Annotated in this window: 18 protein-coding genes; 16 read left to right on the forward strand and 2 right to left on the reverse strand. The window is 37.2% G+C overall.

From position 1 onward, the window contains the following. Positions 1–86: 86 nt before the first annotated feature. Positions 87–1,310, reverse strand: coding sequence for a hypothetical protein (locus HCN54_RS03860; RefSeq protein WP_167596617.1), 1,224 nt, complete (start codon positions 1,308–1,310; stop codon positions 87–89). Positions 1,311–2,079: 769 nt separating this feature from the next. On the opposite strand from HCN54_RS03860, the gene HCN54_RS03870 reads away from it, so the two are divergent. The 12 genes from HCN54_RS03870 (at position 2,080) to HCN54_RS03925 (ending at position 8,424) form a co-directional block, all read left to right on the forward strand. Beyond that, positions 2,080–2,712, forward strand: a complete 633-nt coding sequence (locus HCN54_RS03870; protein ID WP_167596619.1) for a hypothetical protein — start codon at positions 2,080–2,082, stop codon at positions 2,710–2,712. A 19-nt stretch (positions 2,713–2,731) separates the two neighbouring features. Further along, a complete protein-coding gene (locus tag HCN54_RS03875) occupies positions 2,732–3,103 on the forward strand; it encodes a hypothetical protein (RefSeq protein WP_167596620.1) in 372 nt (123 codons plus the stop codon). After that, positions 3,103–4,398 (forward strand): major capsid protein, encoded by a 1,296-nt coding sequence (locus HCN54_RS03880; RefSeq protein WP_167596621.1) that lies wholly within the window; start codon positions 3,103–3,105, stop codon positions 4,396–4,398. Before HCN54_RS03875 ends, HCN54_RS03880 begins: the two co-directional genes overlap by 1 nt. Continuing rightward, positions 4,398–4,697, forward strand: coding sequence for a DUF6706 family protein (locus tag HCN54_RS03885; RefSeq protein ID WP_167596622.1), 300 nt, complete (start codon positions 4,398–4,400; stop codon positions 4,695–4,697). The genes HCN54_RS03880 and HCN54_RS03885 overlap by 1 nt, the downstream gene beginning before the upstream one ends. Continuing rightward, positions 4,694–4,984, forward strand: coding sequence for a hypothetical protein (locus HCN54_RS03890; RefSeq protein ID WP_167596623.1), 291 nt, complete (start codon positions 4,694–4,696; stop codon positions 4,982–4,984). The genes HCN54_RS03885 and HCN54_RS03890 overlap by 4 nt, the downstream gene beginning before the upstream one ends. Further along, entirely contained in the window at positions 4,972–5,397 is a 426-nt protein-coding gene (locus HCN54_RS03895) for a hypothetical protein (protein ID WP_167596624.1), read from the forward strand. The genes HCN54_RS03890 and HCN54_RS03895 overlap by 13 nt, the downstream gene beginning before the upstream one ends. Beyond that, the gene (locus HCN54_RS03900) at positions 5,381–5,776 is read left to right on the forward strand and encodes a hypothetical protein (protein ID WP_167596625.1); all 396 of its coding nucleotides are present in this window, start codon (positions 5,381–5,383) and stop codon (positions 5,774–5,776) included. The genes HCN54_RS03895 and HCN54_RS03900 overlap by 17 nt, the downstream gene beginning before the upstream one ends. Next, a complete protein-coding gene (locus HCN54_RS03905; RefSeq protein WP_167596626.1) occupies positions 5,773–6,312 on the forward strand; it encodes a hypothetical protein in 540 nt (179 codons plus the stop codon). The genes HCN54_RS03900 and HCN54_RS03905 overlap by 4 nt, the downstream gene beginning before the upstream one ends. Positions 6,313–6,381: 69 nt before the next feature. After that, positions 6,382–6,843 (forward strand): hypothetical protein, encoded by a 462-nt coding sequence (locus HCN54_RS03910; RefSeq protein ID WP_167596627.1) that lies wholly within the window; start codon positions 6,382–6,384, stop codon positions 6,841–6,843. A 23-nt stretch (positions 6,844–6,866) separates the two neighbouring features. Beyond that, positions 6,867–7,028, forward strand: coding sequence for a hypothetical protein (locus HCN54_RS03915; RefSeq protein WP_167596628.1), 162 nt, complete (start codon positions 6,867–6,869; stop codon positions 7,026–7,028). Then, positions 7,025–7,543: a hypothetical protein gene (locus tag HCN54_RS03920; RefSeq protein ID WP_167596629.1), complete on the forward strand. Its 519-nt coding sequence runs from the start codon at positions 7,025–7,027 to the stop codon at positions 7,541–7,543. The genes HCN54_RS03915 and HCN54_RS03920 overlap by 4 nt, the downstream gene beginning before the upstream one ends. Positions 7,544–7,611: 68 nt before the next feature. Next, positions 7,612–8,424: a hypothetical protein gene (locus tag HCN54_RS03925; protein ID WP_167596630.1), complete on the forward strand. Its 813-nt coding sequence runs from the start codon at positions 7,612–7,614 to the stop codon at positions 8,422–8,424. Here the strand turns inward: HCN54_RS03925 and HCN54_RS03930 are convergent. Next, on the reverse strand, positions 8,421–9,068 hold the full coding sequence (locus HCN54_RS03930) for a hypothetical protein (RefSeq protein ID WP_167596631.1): 648 nt from the start codon (positions 9,066–9,068) through the stop codon (positions 8,421–8,423). The two genes, HCN54_RS03925 and HCN54_RS03930, sit on opposite strands and share 4 nt — an antisense overlap. A 193-nt stretch (positions 9,069–9,261) precedes the next feature. On the opposite strand from HCN54_RS03930, the gene HCN54_RS03935 reads away from it, so the two are divergent. The 4 genes from HCN54_RS03935 (at position 9,262) to HCN54_RS03950 (ending at position 17,617) form a co-directional block, all read left to right on the forward strand. Further along, on the forward strand, positions 9,262–10,164 hold the full coding sequence (locus HCN54_RS03935) for an NUMOD4 motif-containing HNH endonuclease (RefSeq protein ID WP_167596632.1): 903 nt from the start codon (positions 9,262–9,264) through the stop codon (positions 10,162–10,164). A gap of 71 nt (positions 10,165–10,235) precedes the next feature. Beyond that, positions 10,236–13,982: a phage tail tape measure protein gene (locus HCN54_RS03940; protein WP_167596633.1), complete on the forward strand. Its 3,747-nt coding sequence runs from the start codon at positions 10,236–10,238 to the stop codon at positions 13,980–13,982. Next, a complete protein-coding gene (locus HCN54_RS03945; RefSeq protein WP_167596634.1) occupies positions 13,983–16,403 on the forward strand; it encodes a phage tail protein in 2,421 nt (806 codons plus the stop codon). Further along, a complete protein-coding gene (locus tag HCN54_RS03950) occupies positions 16,403–17,617 on the forward strand; it encodes a hypothetical protein (protein ID WP_167596635.1) in 1,215 nt (404 codons plus the stop codon). Before HCN54_RS03945 ends, HCN54_RS03950 begins: the two co-directional genes overlap by 1 nt.

Below are 17,617 nucleotides of genomic sequence, written 5' to 3' on the forward strand. Positions count from 1 at the left end.
TCAAGCGCTGGGGGTTTCTGTGAGTGTAACTACTAAAGATTTGGTAAAGTATCGGAAGGGTTTCCAGTCCATTAATAAAATTTTCATTAGTCTTTAATTTTAAAATGAAACCCCACATTAAAGCAGATAGGGACATTGATTTCTTTAATTATGATAATTCCATTTGCTGATAGAATTTTTAAGTTTGGATCAAGTTTAATTATTATATATTTTATAACTCTATTCGATAGTGAATTTAAAAACATATCTTGATTTATATTTATTCGAGATGAATCAATACGCTCTTGAATTTTTTCTGGGTTTAAACTTTTGTCTATAATATTTTTTAATGATAGAGAAGAATCAATAATTTTTTTATCTAAAATTAATCCTCCATCAATTACCATATTTTTTTGAATCTTAACTTTTATATTTTTATAGAGAACTTGGTAATCTGAACTTAAAAGGCCGTACCATTGGATTGAAGATTTGTTCACAATTCCTTTTCGAATTGCTGATAAATAAAGTTTACTCAGATGTTTCTTTGTATTATCTTCCTCTAGGCGTAATTTATAAGTTTCAACAAGTTTAATATCATTATTTTCAATAATAGAAGGGTGAATTGCCCAATTAAGACCATTTAAATTGCTTTCTACCGACGGGAAAACTATGATAGGAATATTAACGTCATCAGACGCATATAATATATTGTGGGAGTAGGCTGAAGTAATATGATATTTAAAATTACCCTTAGTACCATAAAGACTTCCCATTTTTTCGATTGAATACATTAAACTATTTTGATATTCTTGGGGTAAATTTTCAGATAAACTAAAAAACATAGTTTTTAATTTTTCTTGAATAAAACTAAGTTGGTTAGTTATAGAATAGGTTTTTGGATTTATTATAGCAAGTATTGGTGTGTTTTTTTCAACATTTAATTCCCAAATTGATAAATAGAATATTTCTTTTGTTCTAATGCATCCTTTCATTTCTTGAAAGGCTGTGAACGGATCTGACGCTCCGTATAAAACAGGGTAGCCTTCAAGATGGGCTCTTCCATTAGCTCCATCTTTGTTATAAGAAAAATCGTTAGGGTTATTTTCATCAAACGTTGACCAAGTTTTTGTAATTCTGTAAATATTAATTTTGGGCGAGTTAGGTTCTAATGTTATACACGGATAGACGGAATTATGAGTGATATCGCTAAATTTTTTAATTATAGTTTCGAATGACATTGATCCATTTATCTCTTTGTCAATTCTTTTAAATTGTTGATCTATCTCCTGCTTTGTGAAAAATTTCAAGTCTAAACTCTTGTTGTAAATCATAATTCATAAATATTAATTTTTTGTAATAGTTTCAAATTCCAATATTGTTAATTAACTATTAGCAATACCTAAAGTTTAACCTTTTTAGATTATACAATTTACTTCAATCACCTCGCTCATTTGAGTAATATATCTTTAAGAAAGATACTTTTGTAACATTTTCCATACCTTAGATAAATTTTGACAACCGAATTTCACTTGTTTAAAACAATTACGGTTAAGCCTGTCTATAGTTTTCATAAAAACCGGATACCTTGTAACTTTATTGTTGAAAAATTAATTGTTTTTGAGTTTTTTGGAATTATTCCTATTACAATGATGCCGGCTTTTTTATAGTGTAAACCTTGTCAATAATTCTCTTAAAGCCTGCCATATCGGCTTTGGTTATGAGCATTGAGGAGTTGGTCTTAAATTGCAATTAAATGAAAACCTCCATTTCATTTCTTTTTTGTATAAAAGTTCAATGTACTGAAAAGAATAAGTGATGTTTATTCATAAAGGATATTTCATATTAAAACTTCAATAATCGTTTTAACACATTAAAAAGCCTAAATGAGATTCTAAACTTGATAATGATATCGGGTACCATTTGTGACCATCTTCATTTAAAAATTTGAAATGTTATTTCAATTTATTGTCTCTTTTGAGTTGTTAGATATTTTTTTTTTAAAAGCATACCACCTACGCACACCAACCTTTGGTTTTCTAAAATACTTCATCTCACCTAAATATTTTTACGATCTAACGTATTAATCAAAACGATCGTAAGATGACATTAAAAGAATTTATTAAGAAACTCAAACTAGCGGCCCAAGATAAGGAAGCAGCCGAGGAGCTTAAAAAATTTGGCATAGAAGCCGAAACCATTGAGGAATTTGAAAGACTCGATGTACCTACTACTCTAGACGAAGCACTTAAAATTAAAGGAGTGCAGAGCGAATTTGACAAAAGACTTGCAAAGTCTGCTGATACTCGTGAAGCAAAACTTAAAAAGAAGTATGGCTTTGGCGAAGAGGAAGAGGAAGAAGAGGAGGAAGAGGAAGAAATCCAAACGAAAGATCCTGCTATGAAAGCATTACTTGCAAAGCTTACCAAAATGGAAAAGGATCTGGAAGCTCAAAAAGCTGAGAAGCAACAACAAACTGCGGCTCAGAAAAAAGAAGCAGCTCGTAAGTTCCTCAAATCAAAAGGCATTTTACCTGGTTACGCCAGTGAATTGGACTTAGAAAAGGATTTTGAAGAGCAATTTGAAACCGTTAAGGAGAAATTCGAAGCAGACGGTGGTACAATTGTAATCGAAGATACTGATCCGAATCCAAGGCATACTCAGCGATTACCAGTTCCTAGAAACGGCGGGGCTAAAAAACCATCGAAAGAGGAAATATCCAAAATCGTAGGATAATCACTAAAAACCATTACCAATGGCAGTATTAGATTTAAGCGTCGAAGATCAAAAGGAATATTCTGAAGGTATCGACGGCGTTGCTATCAAAAAATACGTTCACGGCCTTGAAGGTGGAGCAGTACTTAATACTACTGGCTTTGCTGACAAATTCATTTTTGAAGGTCATGGCGTAATCAGAGAAGACGGCGAATTTAAGCCGCAGCCGACAGACGGCTCAAAACACACTTTACTCGTTGGGGTTGTTCGTTCTACTACAAGAACAGCAAAACCTTCTACCGGTGTAATGACCGGAGGGTACATCAACAATGAAGTTGTAAAGTATAAGTTTAACCAGAATTCTTTAGATGCTTTAAAAGCTCTTGGAATTTATAATCAACCAGACTACTAATGGCAACACAATCCATATTTAAAGATCTGATTGATGAGTATATGGAATCAGTTGTACTTGCTCAATACGAGAAAGTAAACGGATCTAAGGATGCTCCCAATTATCTGCATGAGCAGTTTCTTACCCCTGAGTATAGTGCTGATATGACTTACAGCTCTATGAGTGGTGATTTTACCCGAATTACGGCTGATATTGTTGCTTTCGATTCTCCTTTACCGGTGAAATCAAGAGCGCGTATTAAAAGTGCTTCCGGAGAAATCCCTAAGATGGGTATGAAGTTCTTGCTCAATGAAAAGGAAATGAATACGCTCCGCATTTTGCGTAGAGATACCGGACGCAAGACCGAATTGGCTCGAAAGGTTTTCAATGATTCTGAAAATGGAATTTTCGGGGTTAAAGAAAAGATCGAGCAAGCAATGTTGATGGGATTATCAGGTGGAGTAGCTCTTGTACCTGAAGAAGAGAACACTGGAACAGCAGTTCGTGTGAACTACGACATTCCAGAAGGAAACCAATTTGGTGTAACTGGTAAATGGAGTGATCCAGATTCAAAACCTTTGACAGATTTACGTAGAATCGTGAAAGCTGCAAAAGGAAAAGGAGAATATCCAAACACTATTTGGATGAATACCGATACTTTGAATAATCTTTTAGAGAATAATCAGATTAAAGCTCAGTTCGCTTGGAATCAGAATTTCTCCGGGGATAATCCAAATATTCCAACCTTGGATCAGGAGCAGTTAACCGCATTATTTACAAGAACAATGCGAATGAATCTTATTGTTATTGATAGAACTTTTGTTCATCAAAAGAACGGCAAGAAGATCGTAACTGAAGGATGGACTCAGGATATGGTTGTCTTAACCACAGGAACCAACATTGGATCTTTGGTATATTCAACTTTAGCAGAGGAAGAATTCCCAGTTGAAGGTGTTCAGTATTCTAAAGCCAATGATTATATCTTGGTTAAAAAGTGGGGTACTACAGATCCAGTTAGTGAAGCAACAGGCGTTGAAGGGATTGTATTTCCAATCCTTCAGAATGTAGAATCTATTTTCTACATCAACTCAGAAGAAGCTACTGCTGCTGAGGATGCACAAACTGAAGGCGATGCAGTTTATACCTACAATGGTACTGACTACACCAAGGCTTCTGTAGTAGCGGGTATTAATGCTGCGGACGAAACTCCAAAAGCAACCGAAGCGCAAACAGACGCAACATTAGCTAAGAAAATCGATAGTCTTTCTGAGGAAGGAGTAGCGAAGTTTGAAGCTGAACTTGTAGAATCTGCATAATGAATAACACTGACTGGCTTAATGAACTCGTTCCTGAGGTTAGTCAGGGCATAAAAACTGCTGTTATGACGGCCAGAGGGGTAGACCCTTTGGCTGTTTATAATGGTAGCGAATCCGTAGAATTAGCTGAAGCTGATTTGTATATGCGGATTTTAATAATGCCAGAATTCTCCGAAGGGAGCCTAAGCATTAAATACGATGCGAGTTCTTTGAAAGATGCTGCGAATAGAATATACCTTAAGTATGATGATGATCGCTATTCAAGCGGTCAGCCAACGATCAAAAGGCAAAAGCTATGAGACGCTATCCGCATACCGCAAAGATTAAGATTGAGACAACAAGTGATGGTCCTATACCAGAGGTAACTACAACTACTATTGATTTAAAGGGTCGATATGAACCAAACAGCCAATCCGGAGGGAACACCTCGCTCGATTATTCGGCTAAATGGTATTGCCCTGTAATTACCGAGGTAGATGTAAATGCAAAAGTTTTAGATGGGAACAAGCTTGAATTCAATGGTTCATTTATTGGTATTTCAAGAGCTTGGAACTATCAAACGCATTGCGAGATATGGCTGGATTAAAACCGATGTTCAACTTAGGAGCGATTAAGAATTATATGCAGGATCAAATTGATCAGATTGCAGATAAGTCTATTCAAGCACTTCAGTATGAAGGTGAATTGTTTGTGACAAGAGCCCGGCAATCGGGAAATTATTCAGACAGAACCGGAAACCTAAGAGCATCCATTGGTTATATCATCTTGCAAGATGGTAAAGTTGTCGATCAGAGCTTTCAAGGGAAAGAAGAAGGCGTTCAAAAAGGCCGAGCATTCGCAAATGAAGTGGCGTTAGATTATCCGAAAGGAATGGTATTGATAGGTGTGGCCGGAATGGGTTATGCAGCGGCAGTAGAAAGCCGCGGCTATGATGTAATTACCGGTAGCGCTCCAAACTCTAATGATATAAAAGATTTACTAGGTGCAATCAACATATAACATATTACTGGCTTTATATGAGGTGCTAAACGTGCCGGTTGTTACCGATGAAATCAAAACCATCAAGTTTGGACAGGTTTCAAAAATTACTCAATCGGAATTTATCGCGCTTAATACGATCAATAATCCGAATCAGTACTTGCAAAACGGATTTGCAAACGTGAACATTCACACGCAGAAACTTTCAGCAGGAGAAGACAATCACAGCAGATTTAAAAAGCTAATTGACATTATAATTCCATTACTGGATGAAACTCAGATCACAACCGAACACGGCACTTTCTATTTCCAGATTGATGACGATAAGGGAATTTTTGATGACCCAGACAGAGACGGAATGAGTTATTACAATTTAAGAATCGAATTTCAGACATTATGAAAACGAATAACATTTTAGGCTTAGCAAGCATTGCACTAGGAACACCTGGTGATGGTGTAATGGGAGCCGCACTTACTGAGTTCACCGATGTTGAAGTAGGCTCTGTGGTTATTGAAGGCGCAAACTCCAACGAAACTACAATTGCTACTGAAGCAGAGGATAGCTACTTGACAGTAGATGATACCGCAGATCCAACCTCATTAACCTTCCGCTTATTTGGAGTTACTCCAGAACAGCGCGTAATGCTTATGGGAGGAAAAGTAGGAATCGCTGAAGACGGCGAAGATGAAGGGAACTATATGGCCCCCGCATCAAAACCAAGCATTTATCTTTCTTTAAAAGCTGTTGGCAAAGCAATCAACGGTAAAAAGGGAGTAATTAAAATCCCTTACGGAAAAGTAAACGCACGTGAGCAAGGTACAATTACAAAAAACGGTCTTCCAGCTGTTGATGTAACTGTAACAGCAAACACTCCTGTATCAGCGGCAGGAGATCAAGGCTCACCTTACATCTTAGGATTTGAGGACGTAGTTTAATATTTATTTTGGTTAATAAATTGAAAGCCTATGCTGTGACCGGTATAGGCTTTTTTTGACATATTGAAAATGAACGACAAACAAAAGCTTATAGCCGCCTTGATCGAACAACCAAGTCGCTATAAAATAGACGTGCAAGACAGCACAATGCTTCCCGACAATTTGAAGCAAAAGAAAGAAATAGAATTCGTGGTTAAACCACCCTCGATGGGAGTCCTTGCACTATGCGCAAGTGAAATCCAGAATTTACCTAACCACCTCACAAAACCAGAGGCACAAATATCTTTTGTAGATGCTTTGCCTTATGCTGATAATATGATCCGAGTGATCTGCATACTAGCACACGCAAAAGAATCAAAATACCCAAACTGGTACGAACCATTCATCAAGAATAATTGCACACCTAAAGAAATCTACCAGATCTTCCAAGAAACAACCCTTAAGATGCAATCTGATTTTTTTTTGCACTCTTTCCAGATTGCAAGTCAGACCAATCCAATGATGATGAATCTGACAAAGCGAAAAGATTAAATCCTTTTCAAACCATTGGGAGTGTGTCTCATTACTACCATTATGACTATCATAAAGTACTCTGGGAAATGAGCTTTCAAACTATCGTACTGTTAAACGCTTCTATCCCAAAATCCAAAGCAGACAAAAAAGAAGAAGAAACCAACGACTTCAATTCACTAATCGCTAAAGCAATGAAAAAATGAAACAGTTATTCAATCATATCTACTCAAGAATTAAGGAAATCAATTTTGAGGAAAATGAACTTTGCAAGCAGTACTGGCTAAAGATTGAGCGGCTCAATGCTAATTTCAGCGATCAAGATGCGATGGAATTATTGTTTGACAATATCGAGTGGCTTATCAATACTGAGGTAGTAACCGGCTTAGCGCTTAAGAAGCTTGGAAACGGATTGTTGATGAAGGAGGCTGGTATTTATTTTGGAGGTGAAGTCAAAATACACAACCGTCAAGCGATTCTTTTCGGAGATACCAAAGCAATAGTAACCGGTCATTCCCGAATCAGAGCGTTTGACAACTCCGAAGTCGAAGCTGATGACAGTACTTTTGTTTCTGTATATCATAATTCAAAGGTAGATGCTAAGAATTGCAAGATTCAAGCTTTCAATAAAGCTCAGGTGAAAAGCCGTGGTTTTTGTTTGATCGAAGATTACACAGATGGAGGGAAGATTGTCTCTGGGTCTAAGGATTTAGTTTATTGAACGATAAAATGTATTAAACGGTAATTATTAGAATATGAAATTTTAAGTTTAGACTAAATTTCTATTCTATGCGATTACTTCTACTTTTCATTGTGTTTATTATACAAACTCTAAGCTTAAATGCTCAAACGACTCTATTAAATATTCGGGTAGACTCAATATCGACTCGTACCCATACAGTCGAGCAAAATCAAGCCATAATTTTATCCGAAATACAAAACTTGGAATCTGAGTTTCAAGAAGTAAATAAAATTAATGATTCATTGAGAGTAGAGCTAGCCCATTATCAAGCTAAAGAAGATTACTTTGCCACTGCATTAGGAACTCAAGCGACGCGATTTAGTACAATGTTGGGCATTATTGTGGGATTAGCCGGTTTATTCTCCTTTGGTGTATTTAAATATGAAATGATTTCTCAAAAGAATCAATTTACAAAACTAATAAATAATCAAAACGAGCTGTTCAATAAGGAATTGATACGATCTCGTGAAATGGAGAAAAAGTTAAGTATTACAATGGCTAATTTAAACGTAACCATTGCCAAAACAGCTTATCCAAAAAGTAAATCTATAGCATTACTTTTCTACCTTAAATCTGTAAATAATTTTATTCAGCATGAAAGAATTAAAAATGATTTAGATAATGATAAATCACCAAATTATACTGTGGCATTGACGAACATCCAATCAGCAAAGAATATTTTGAAGTTATATGAAGAAAATAATTATAGTGATGATTATAAAACAGCTTTTTTAAATAATTATAGTAACTATATAGAAACAATAGGTTCAATGGAGTTTACAGGAAGTGATGATATGAATTTTGCTGTTTCTGAAATTAAAGTAGAATTGAAAAAGGTACAAGATAAATTCAAAAACTAATCATCTATTCTTTTATTAAAATTATCTATTTGCAAGTGTTTAATCTCAACTGGCACTTGAAGAATCTCTCCATTAATATATTTGTCAGCAAATACGGTCTCAAAAGTAACACTATCAGCAATTAAGAAGTCTGGTAGATTTCCTACTATAAACTGCAATTTGGTTTCATCAAAAAAAGGGCAAAGAGAAATTCCTTTATTATTAGCATAGGTTACCAGGTTACTGAAAATATCCTGCTTATTAATTATCCATTTTTTACCCTTCCATTCTCCAAATTGATACCAGTATTTATGCGATTTAAAAAATCCAGCCGGTAAATTGTATTTGACGTTATCCAGTTTCAAACACTCCCAACCGACACCACAACTTCTACCAAGCATTGCTTCATCATAACAGTCACCAACCCAGTGAGCCTGTAAAATGAATTGATAGGGAGCAACCGGTTTTCCGTTATAAGTTGCTGAAGTGCTTCTCCAATTCTGAATGATGCCGAACAGGGTTCTGATGTGCTTATAAGCGTTCAGCAAATCCGAAATCTCTAGCGTAACAGTTGTTCCATCATATTCCGCTCCGAACTCTTTAGCAAGCTTTAGAGCCTCCGGAAAGTGCTTCGATTTGGATTTGCGGAATTGCAAGACATACATAGCCGCAAGTTAGCGAATTATGTTTTGCGGTTGGTTGATAGATTGCTGTTATAAAAGTGTGGCATCTACGCACACTAAAGCTTTAAGTTGAAATTAAATAAGTGTTTGCTGAATAGATTGCTTAGAAATACGAAGCGCTGATAAATTACGAGTTTACCAGCGCGCCTAACAATCACAATAAAAAGCACTTATTATGACTACTTCGCCAAAAGTACAAAAATCTTCTATTTCTGAAATTTGGAAACCCGTAAAAGGTTTTGAAGGATATTATGAATGCAGTAGCTTGGGAAATGTCAAAAGCCTTATTAAGGATAAAATCCTGAGTGGAGGAGTTACTAATCGGAACAGAAGGGTTACTCTTTGTAAAAATGGGAAAAAGAAAGTATACTCTGTTTCTCGGTTGATTGCTTACCACTTCTTACCTGAAAACGTATTAGGCAATATCATTAAGTATAAAGACGGTAACTCTTTAAATAATGCAGCGAATAATTTAGAATGGATATATTCAGAAAGAGAATATCTAAAATCAATTAAAAAACCAGTGCCGCTTCAGTTTAATGGTGAAATTTGGAGAGATATCGAAGGTTTTGAAGGAAGTTATCAAATTTCAAATCTAGGTCGAGTAAAATCATTGCCCGTTCTGAGGACATCTCCTAAAACCGGATTAGTTTACAGAGCTGAAGAAAAAATCCTTAAGCAGCCAAATAGAGCGGGATATTGTTCTGTCAGTTTATTTTGCGAAAAGAAAATTCAAGTCATTATTCTTGTGCATAGATTAATAGCAAGTGCATTTATTCCAAATCCAGAGAATAAACCTCAAGTTAATCACATCAATGGAATAAAAACGGATAATCGAATTGAAAACTTAGAGTGGTGTACTCCTAAGGAGAATTGTGTACATGCTCACGAAACTGGCCTTTCAAATTACAGAGGTGAAGTACATCATCTAACACCTTTCACAAAAGAAGAAATTCTAAAAATAAGAGAAGAATACAAAAATAATGATATTTCACATAGGGAATTAGGTTTAAAATACGGGGTTTCAAAATCAACTATTGGTTGCATTATTAGAAGAAAAACTTGGAAACACGTTTAGAGTTGTAAACATCTAGCACCTACGCACACCCGAAGGCAAAAACAGTCATTTAGAAATCCTGTAATTCTACTTTGCATCAAAACAAAGTAATGGCAGTACGGGGTAGTAACAGCTTGTTTTTTGCAAGTGGATTAGACAATACGCAGCTTCAAAAAGGTGCGATAGATGCGGTAGGTATAGTTCAAAACCTCGCTAGTTCAATTGCTAGTATAAATCCGTTCGCCGCATTAGTTGTCGGTGCCGCATCCGCTTTTGCTGCAATAGCTAATGAAGGTTACAAAATGATGAAAGACTTTGAGTCTGCAATGGCTGAAGTCAAAACAATTGCCGGTCTTCCTGATGCTGCATTTGATGATCTTTCAAAAAAGGTGTTTAATCTCTACAAAGAACTAGGAACAGAGCCGCCAGACGGACTTGCTAGGGGACTTTATGATATCATTGGATCTGGTTACGAAGCTTCTGAGGCTCTTGAGCTGTTGGAGGTTTCCGCCAAAGCAGCAAAAGCCGGTGTGACTTCTACCGCAGTCGCTTCAGATGGTCTTACCACTATTCTAAATTCATTTCAGTTACAAGCAGAAGATGCAGCACGTGTGGCCGATGTGATGTTCGCAGCTGTTGATCGTGGTAAGATTTCATTTGAGGAGCTTGCCAGACAAATAGCGCAAGTGGCGCCACTGGCAGCTGCTTCCGGGTTTTCATTTGAAGAAATTGCCGGGGCGATTGCAACCTTAACCAAGCAAGGTACACCAGGAGCGCAAGCGATGACACAAATTCGTTCTGCAATTGAAGCATCAAACGAAGTACTTGGTGAAGGAGCTTCCAAATCGCTAACCCTTCAGCAAGCTTTTCAAAAGATGTATGACACCGCCGGTGGAAGTCAAAACAAACTTAAAGAGTTGACTGGTAGAGTAGAGGCTGTAAACGGCGTTCTTGCAATTGCTGGCCCTAACCTTCAAGGAGCTACTGAAGATATGCTTGCAATGAGTGATGCGGCTGGTAGTGTTGATAAAGCATTCGACATTATCACGCGCACAACTGCCAACCAGTGGGAAATATTTGGGAATAGACTTCGCGCAAAATCCGAAGAAATCGGTAATGCAGTATTGAGAATGAGCAATGGTATTGCTGAGGATCTAAACCGAATTATCGGCCCCACCGAAAGCCTTTCTCAGAAATACGAAGATCAAGCCAAAAAGGTAAGCGCCCTCTATGCGGAGTACAAAGATTTGAACACCGAAGAAAGTAGAAGAGTTGAAATACTCGAAGAGATACGCGCAATCAATCCATCAATTCTATCCGGAATAAATGATCAGACAGATGCTTACAATAGATTAGGCGATGCGGTGAGACGTTTTAATGATTATGCGCTTAACAAAACAATTGTAGATGAAAAGTTTGGTGATGACATCAACAATCTACAAACAGTCGTAGACCGATTTAGTAAGCAGCAGCGCGAAACTAGCGCCGCACTTTATAATGAATATGCTGAGTTCCTTACCAGCCTTCCAAACCTTACGGCTTCATATCAGAAGGAGCTGATCAAAATAATTGATAGCGAAGATGATCGTCTGGAGAAGATCAGGAAAATACGAGCGTTGATCATCGACAACAACGCTTCCGGACAACAACGACAAGAAATTCCATTTGCAGATTTAAAGCAGTATGACAACCTAGGTCAGACACTTGAAGGCCTTCGCAAAAGGTTAGTTGATACCAAAGATGCAGCGGATGATTTCGCAAGATCACTATCGGATAACGAAACGGATGCATCATTTGTAATTCAGGAAATCCAGAATATAAATTCGCTCCAAGAGCTTGCCCAGAAATACGGAGATTTCGAAACAGCATCTATTAAAGAAGCCGTTAAGGCTAGACGTGAATATCTGAATGAACGCATCAAAATTGAAGGAGTAATTCAGGAAATCAACAGCGTTACAATTGCTCAGTACAAAGAGAACAACGATGTTCTTAAGCAATATTTGCAATCCGATAATGAAGAAATTGTAAAAGCTGCCAAGGCCAGACAACGTGCGCTTAATAGTAATTACACTCCAACAGGAACGGGAGCAGGAGATACAAGCAAGGACGCTTTTGTCGAAATGCTCAAAGCTCAAGAAGAGAAATACAAGGCATATCAGGCAGTTGTGAATCAAATCGGTAAGGAAATAGCCGATAAGCAATTTGAATCCCTAATTAAGCAAGGTGCAGATTACGGGGAGTTCCTTAAAAATAAACTCGCTCAAACTAAATCATTTGCTGAACAACAAAAAATTGCTCTGGCTGCTGAAAACGCAGGTATTGATTTGAATAGAGAAAAAATTGTCTCAGCAAACACGTTGCAGCCTATAACCGTCCCGGTAGATTTTGAGATTGATACAACCTCTGTAATAGCAATTGAACGTGAAATAAATAGACTTCAAGAAAAATTTGACAAATCTCAGATTGATGATGATAAAAAATTATTAGCTGAAAGATTAAAGAACAAAAAGAAGCAGCTTGAGGAGGCTAGGAAATATTTAAAAGAAGAGGAAGATATTTATTCTGACCTAACTAGAAGACTAGATGATTTATCCTATAGAGAGCTGATAAATAGAATTAAGGATTTAAAAGCAAGGGTAAAAGAAGAACGCAAAACTGCAGATGAAATAATTAAAATACAAGGCGAGATCCAATCATCCGAAATCGCTTTAGGAGATAAATTACAAGATACTGCGCAGAGTATTTCATCATCATTTAGCGAAGTCGCTTCACTATTTCAAAAATTCGGAGATGAAGACACAGCTAAACTCTTGGATCAGCTTGCTGGTGTAGCTGCTGGGGCAGGTCAATTGGCTAAAGGAATAGCAAGCGGTAATCCTGCAGATATTATTGGCGGTGGTCTACAAGTCCTTAATTCAGCGCTTACCATAGAAGTAGAATCAGACACAGAAAAGTTTGAAAGAGCTATCAAAGAGCTAAACAAAGCTATTGATAAACTCGACTATGTCATTTCTCAAAGTGTAGGAAAAGAAAAGGTTAATAGTCGTTTAAGTCAAATAGAAGAATTGGCTGATCTCGAAAGACAAGCCAATCTTGCAGCAGAAGCCGAAAAAGAGGCTGAAAAGCAGGTTAAATTACTAGGTATAACTATCGGAAAGAAGGGTAAGGGGAGCGGAACAGATCAGGCAAAGCTTGAAGAATTAGCTGACCAGGCCGAAGAAGCTAGACGTAAGGCTCAAGAATTGCGAGAAGAACTACAGCAAATATATACCGGTACAACTGCTCAGTCAATCACAGATAGTATTATTGAAGGCTTTAGAAATGGAAAGTTAGCCGCTGAAGATTTTGCAGATGATTTTGGAGCCTTAATGAAAGATGCGCTTTTACAAGCATTTCAAATTAAGTATTTAGAAAATGAGGTTACAAAATTTTATGATGAATTTGCTGAAGCAGGTAAAGACGGAAAATATACCTCTTCAGAAATAGAAGCGCTACGAAACTTTTATTCAAGTCTTATCAATGGTGCTCAAAGCGATCTAGATGCAATCAACGCAATACTTGAGGATAGTGGTATTGGTGCGCTTGGTTCTGATGCGTCTCAAAAGCAAGGATTAAGCGGAGCCATTACAGCGATCACAGAAGATACGGCCAATATATTAGCTGGATATCTCAACGCCATGCGATTAGATGTTCGTCAAGGTCTTATTGTAAATCAACAAGCTGTCACCTATTTAGCTCAAATAGAGATTAACACAAGATACAACAGATACCTAGAAAGCATTGACGGGCGATTCGCAAGCATTGAGTCAGCAATTCTACAATTTCAAGCAGGAGGTTAAATGAAAATATACAGATACATAAACGAGGTAAAGACTGAGCTTGAAGATATTAACATCGACGGTCAGACAGAGTTACGTCAAAAAATAGGAGGTGAAGACCTGGTGACCTCACGCTTTACAATTGAAGGCAGAAAGCTTGATTTGCAAATAGGGGATTTTATAGAATTCAAGGATTCAGTGTACACAATTCTTGATGAACCACAGGTGAAAAAATCACAAAACACATTCATCTACAATCTGCAGTTTAAGTCAGATATGTATATCCTGAAAAATGTTCAGGTAATGTTGGATGATGACTCGGAGTTTTACTTATTTGGTGATCCTATTGATGCCATAAGCTTAATCATATGGAATCTTAATCGGGTTTATGGTGAAGGTGTTTTTTACGCTGACTATGTTGAACAGTTAGAAGGAAAGAATCTAAACTTCACCAATGAAAACTGTTTAGCAGCACTTCAAATGCTAGCCACTGAATTTGAATGTGAGTTTCAAGTCAAAGGAAATCAAATCACCTTTCGCAAGAAGATAGGATCTGAAGCGGATTTAAAATTTGAGTATAAGAAGGGGCTTCGGGATATCGAACGCTTAACCCTTCAAAACGCGGAGTTGCTTACTGTTCTATATCCAACGGGTAGTACGCGGAACATTACAAACGAATACGGCAGCAAACGTTTAAAGATACCCAAGCTTCAAAACAATGTTGATGTGTTTGGGACTATTGAAAGAAGTATAACTTTTGAAGATGTCTATCCGCGCTTAAACGGGGTAGTTTCTTCATCCTCCAGCATTTCAAAATTTCGAGATACAGCAATTGATTTCAATATCAACGATCAATTAATAGGCGGAGCTAAAGCAAAAGTAATTTTCAATACTGGGGATCTTGCCGGTCGTGAATTCGAAATTGCTAGTTATAATAATCAGAATAAAGAAATCGAGATAATTCCTTATACGGATGAAACTGATTATAAAACGCCAAACGAAACCTTCAGACCGCGCTCTGGAGATAAGTATGTTCTGGTCAATATCAAAATGCCTCAGGCGTATATCGATAACGCGGAAGCAGAGCTTTTGGAACGCGCAACTGAATATCTAGAGAAGTACAGTCAACCAAATGTGATTTACAAGGTTTCGCCGCATTACCCGTATTTACGCAGAAACCAAACAGAACTGAACATTGGGGATATCATAACGATAACCGATGAAGATTTCGGTATTGATTTTCAGGTTAGGATTTTAAGCCTGTCACAGAAGCTTAATAATCCTTTTGAATACTCACTAGAAATTGGTAGCCAAGTAACAGTAAGCTACATCGCTCAGGTTCTTTCAGATCAACGGAATATTAAGAATACAATTTACTTAAACGAGCAATATGTAAGTGAACAGTTCAACCGTATATATAATAACATCGGAAACTTTAAAGCTCCGCTTTATGTAAATATGGGAGAGTTCGATGCTGAAACCCTTTACCATAACTCTCAGAATCGAGTGGATTATGTTTTCCGATTAAATGAAGAAGGACAAAAAGAATGGTATTACTACATCGGTGAAGATAATCAATCTGCTCAATGGATAAGTGCCAACTGGCAGTTCATAGATGACAATTTTGAAATCATCGCCACTAATACAATACTTGCTGAAAACGCAAACATTGGAGACTGGTTAATTCAAAGCGGTCAGATAGTATCTCAGGCTATTGTTGAAAACGAAACTCCTGAGCTTGTACGGCCAAGAGTGCAATTAGATGGTGAAATTGGATTGGCACGATTCGAGAACAAAACCGTGCAAAACTTTGATGGTGTTCTAAGATATTATAATCAAAGGATCAGTATAGACAGTCAGTACCCGGCTATTAACTGTTTACGAGATGGTGACGAATATATGGAATCTGGTGGAGCTTCGGTAAGCAGTGACGGAATAAACGGTATTTACGCAGGACTGGACACCGTTGTCTTAGGTGGTGCAAAGCCAGTAGCAGGTTATGCAACTATTATTGGAAGGGGACGGGCAAAAGTAGCAAAAGGAAACCCGCAAGGCAGGGCATTTATTGCCGGGCTATTTGGTGTTGCTGAAAATACTGCAGCTGATGGGGTTGATGCTTTTGGGGCCTACGTGTGGGATCTCAAAACACAGGGAAGATTTAAAGGGGTTAAAAGAATTATTCAAAATGTAGACTACACTATCTCTCAGCACGACGAGTACATTTCTTGTTATAACACGGAAGCAATAAATATCTACCTACCTGATCCAACTACGCATCCTGAGGGAAGAGTTTTAAAGATTAAACGCACCGACGCTTCTGTCACCATCAACGGTAACATTTTCAAATCAGAAATAGAAACAGACCTATTAATAAATATAGGTGACGCTTGGGAATTCACAAATGACGGCGTCTACTGGCAAGCCAATGTAACACAAGGTTAATGACATCATTCAATAACATATTACTTGCAGACTTAGGAATCACCGTGCAGTTCATAACCGGTTATCTAGATATGCCAGCGCGACAAGGTGAAACATTCTATGATTGGGGTGATGAAATTGAACCTCTTATCAGTGAGGATGATATTTATTTCGGATCGCGCAAGATAATTATAGAAGCCTTTTATAAAGGAAGCGATTGGTATAACTCAGCTAAGCAATTAGAAGAGGTTACAACTGAAGAAACCCTTACAACACCTTATGGAGATTTTGAAGTAAAACTCAACCAACTCAAAATACTAAAAGATTTTAAAGGTGTAAAAACGTTGAGTATTGAATTCGTTCAACTCAATCCAAACTTATCCGGATCACTACCGAATGTTTCTCAATTGGATGGCATTCGATTGGATGGTCACGATCTTTTTTCGGAATTCGGATTGCTTGTGGAGAATGTTAACGGGTTTAATGCTTCTGAGTTAAAAACAGCTCGAGAAACTTCCGACAAGCTTAATGCATTAAGTGAATTCCGCCAACCTCCTGAAATTAATGTGAAAGTGAATGGCATCTACGCATCAAAAGCGGACATGCAGACTAAAGTCACCGAATTAAATAGGTTATTCGCTAAGGAAGGATTAAGACACTTTGTAAATGCTGGTTATGGATATCAATGCTATTTAACTGATGGTTACAAGGTATCAATAAACAAAAATTGGGTGTCGATTGATCTGAAATTAAGAGTAATGAGCTGGTACAACATAGAAGCTTTAGCGCAAGAAATCATTGATAGGGTTGAAATTGGTATTCGGCCTCAAAGTGATTTATCTGAAACCGATAATACTAAGCCGGAATATGTTTTCGGAAAAGAAAACTTTGTTGCCTCAGATAGCGAAAAGCTTAACGGTCAACCGGCGGAGTTTTACGAAAAAAAGGTAGACGCTACTCTTAAGATTAGTGACACGGGACAAATAGGTCAGAATATTTCAGACTTCAATTTGGATTTAACCTGGAATACTGGAGACTCTACAGTTGTTGATTTACTCCCTGATACCTTTTGGATTAGGGGTGTTTTTATCACAGGGGGTGAGAATAAAGGAGGTAAGCTAACTCCAGTAACAGACTGGTTAATCTCAGATAATCTTTCACAAATCGAAATACTAAAAACTATCGAAGATGGCTCTTACATAAGCATTGAAGGCCAGCGATATATAAATAATTAA

Origin of the sequence: Leeuwenhoekiella sp. ZYFB001 (genome assembly GCF_011784865.1) — a bacterium.
In the GTDB taxonomy this organism is placed as follows: domain Bacteria; phylum Bacteroidota; class Bacteroidia; order Flavobacteriales; family Flavobacteriaceae; genus Leeuwenhoekiella; species Leeuwenhoekiella palythoae.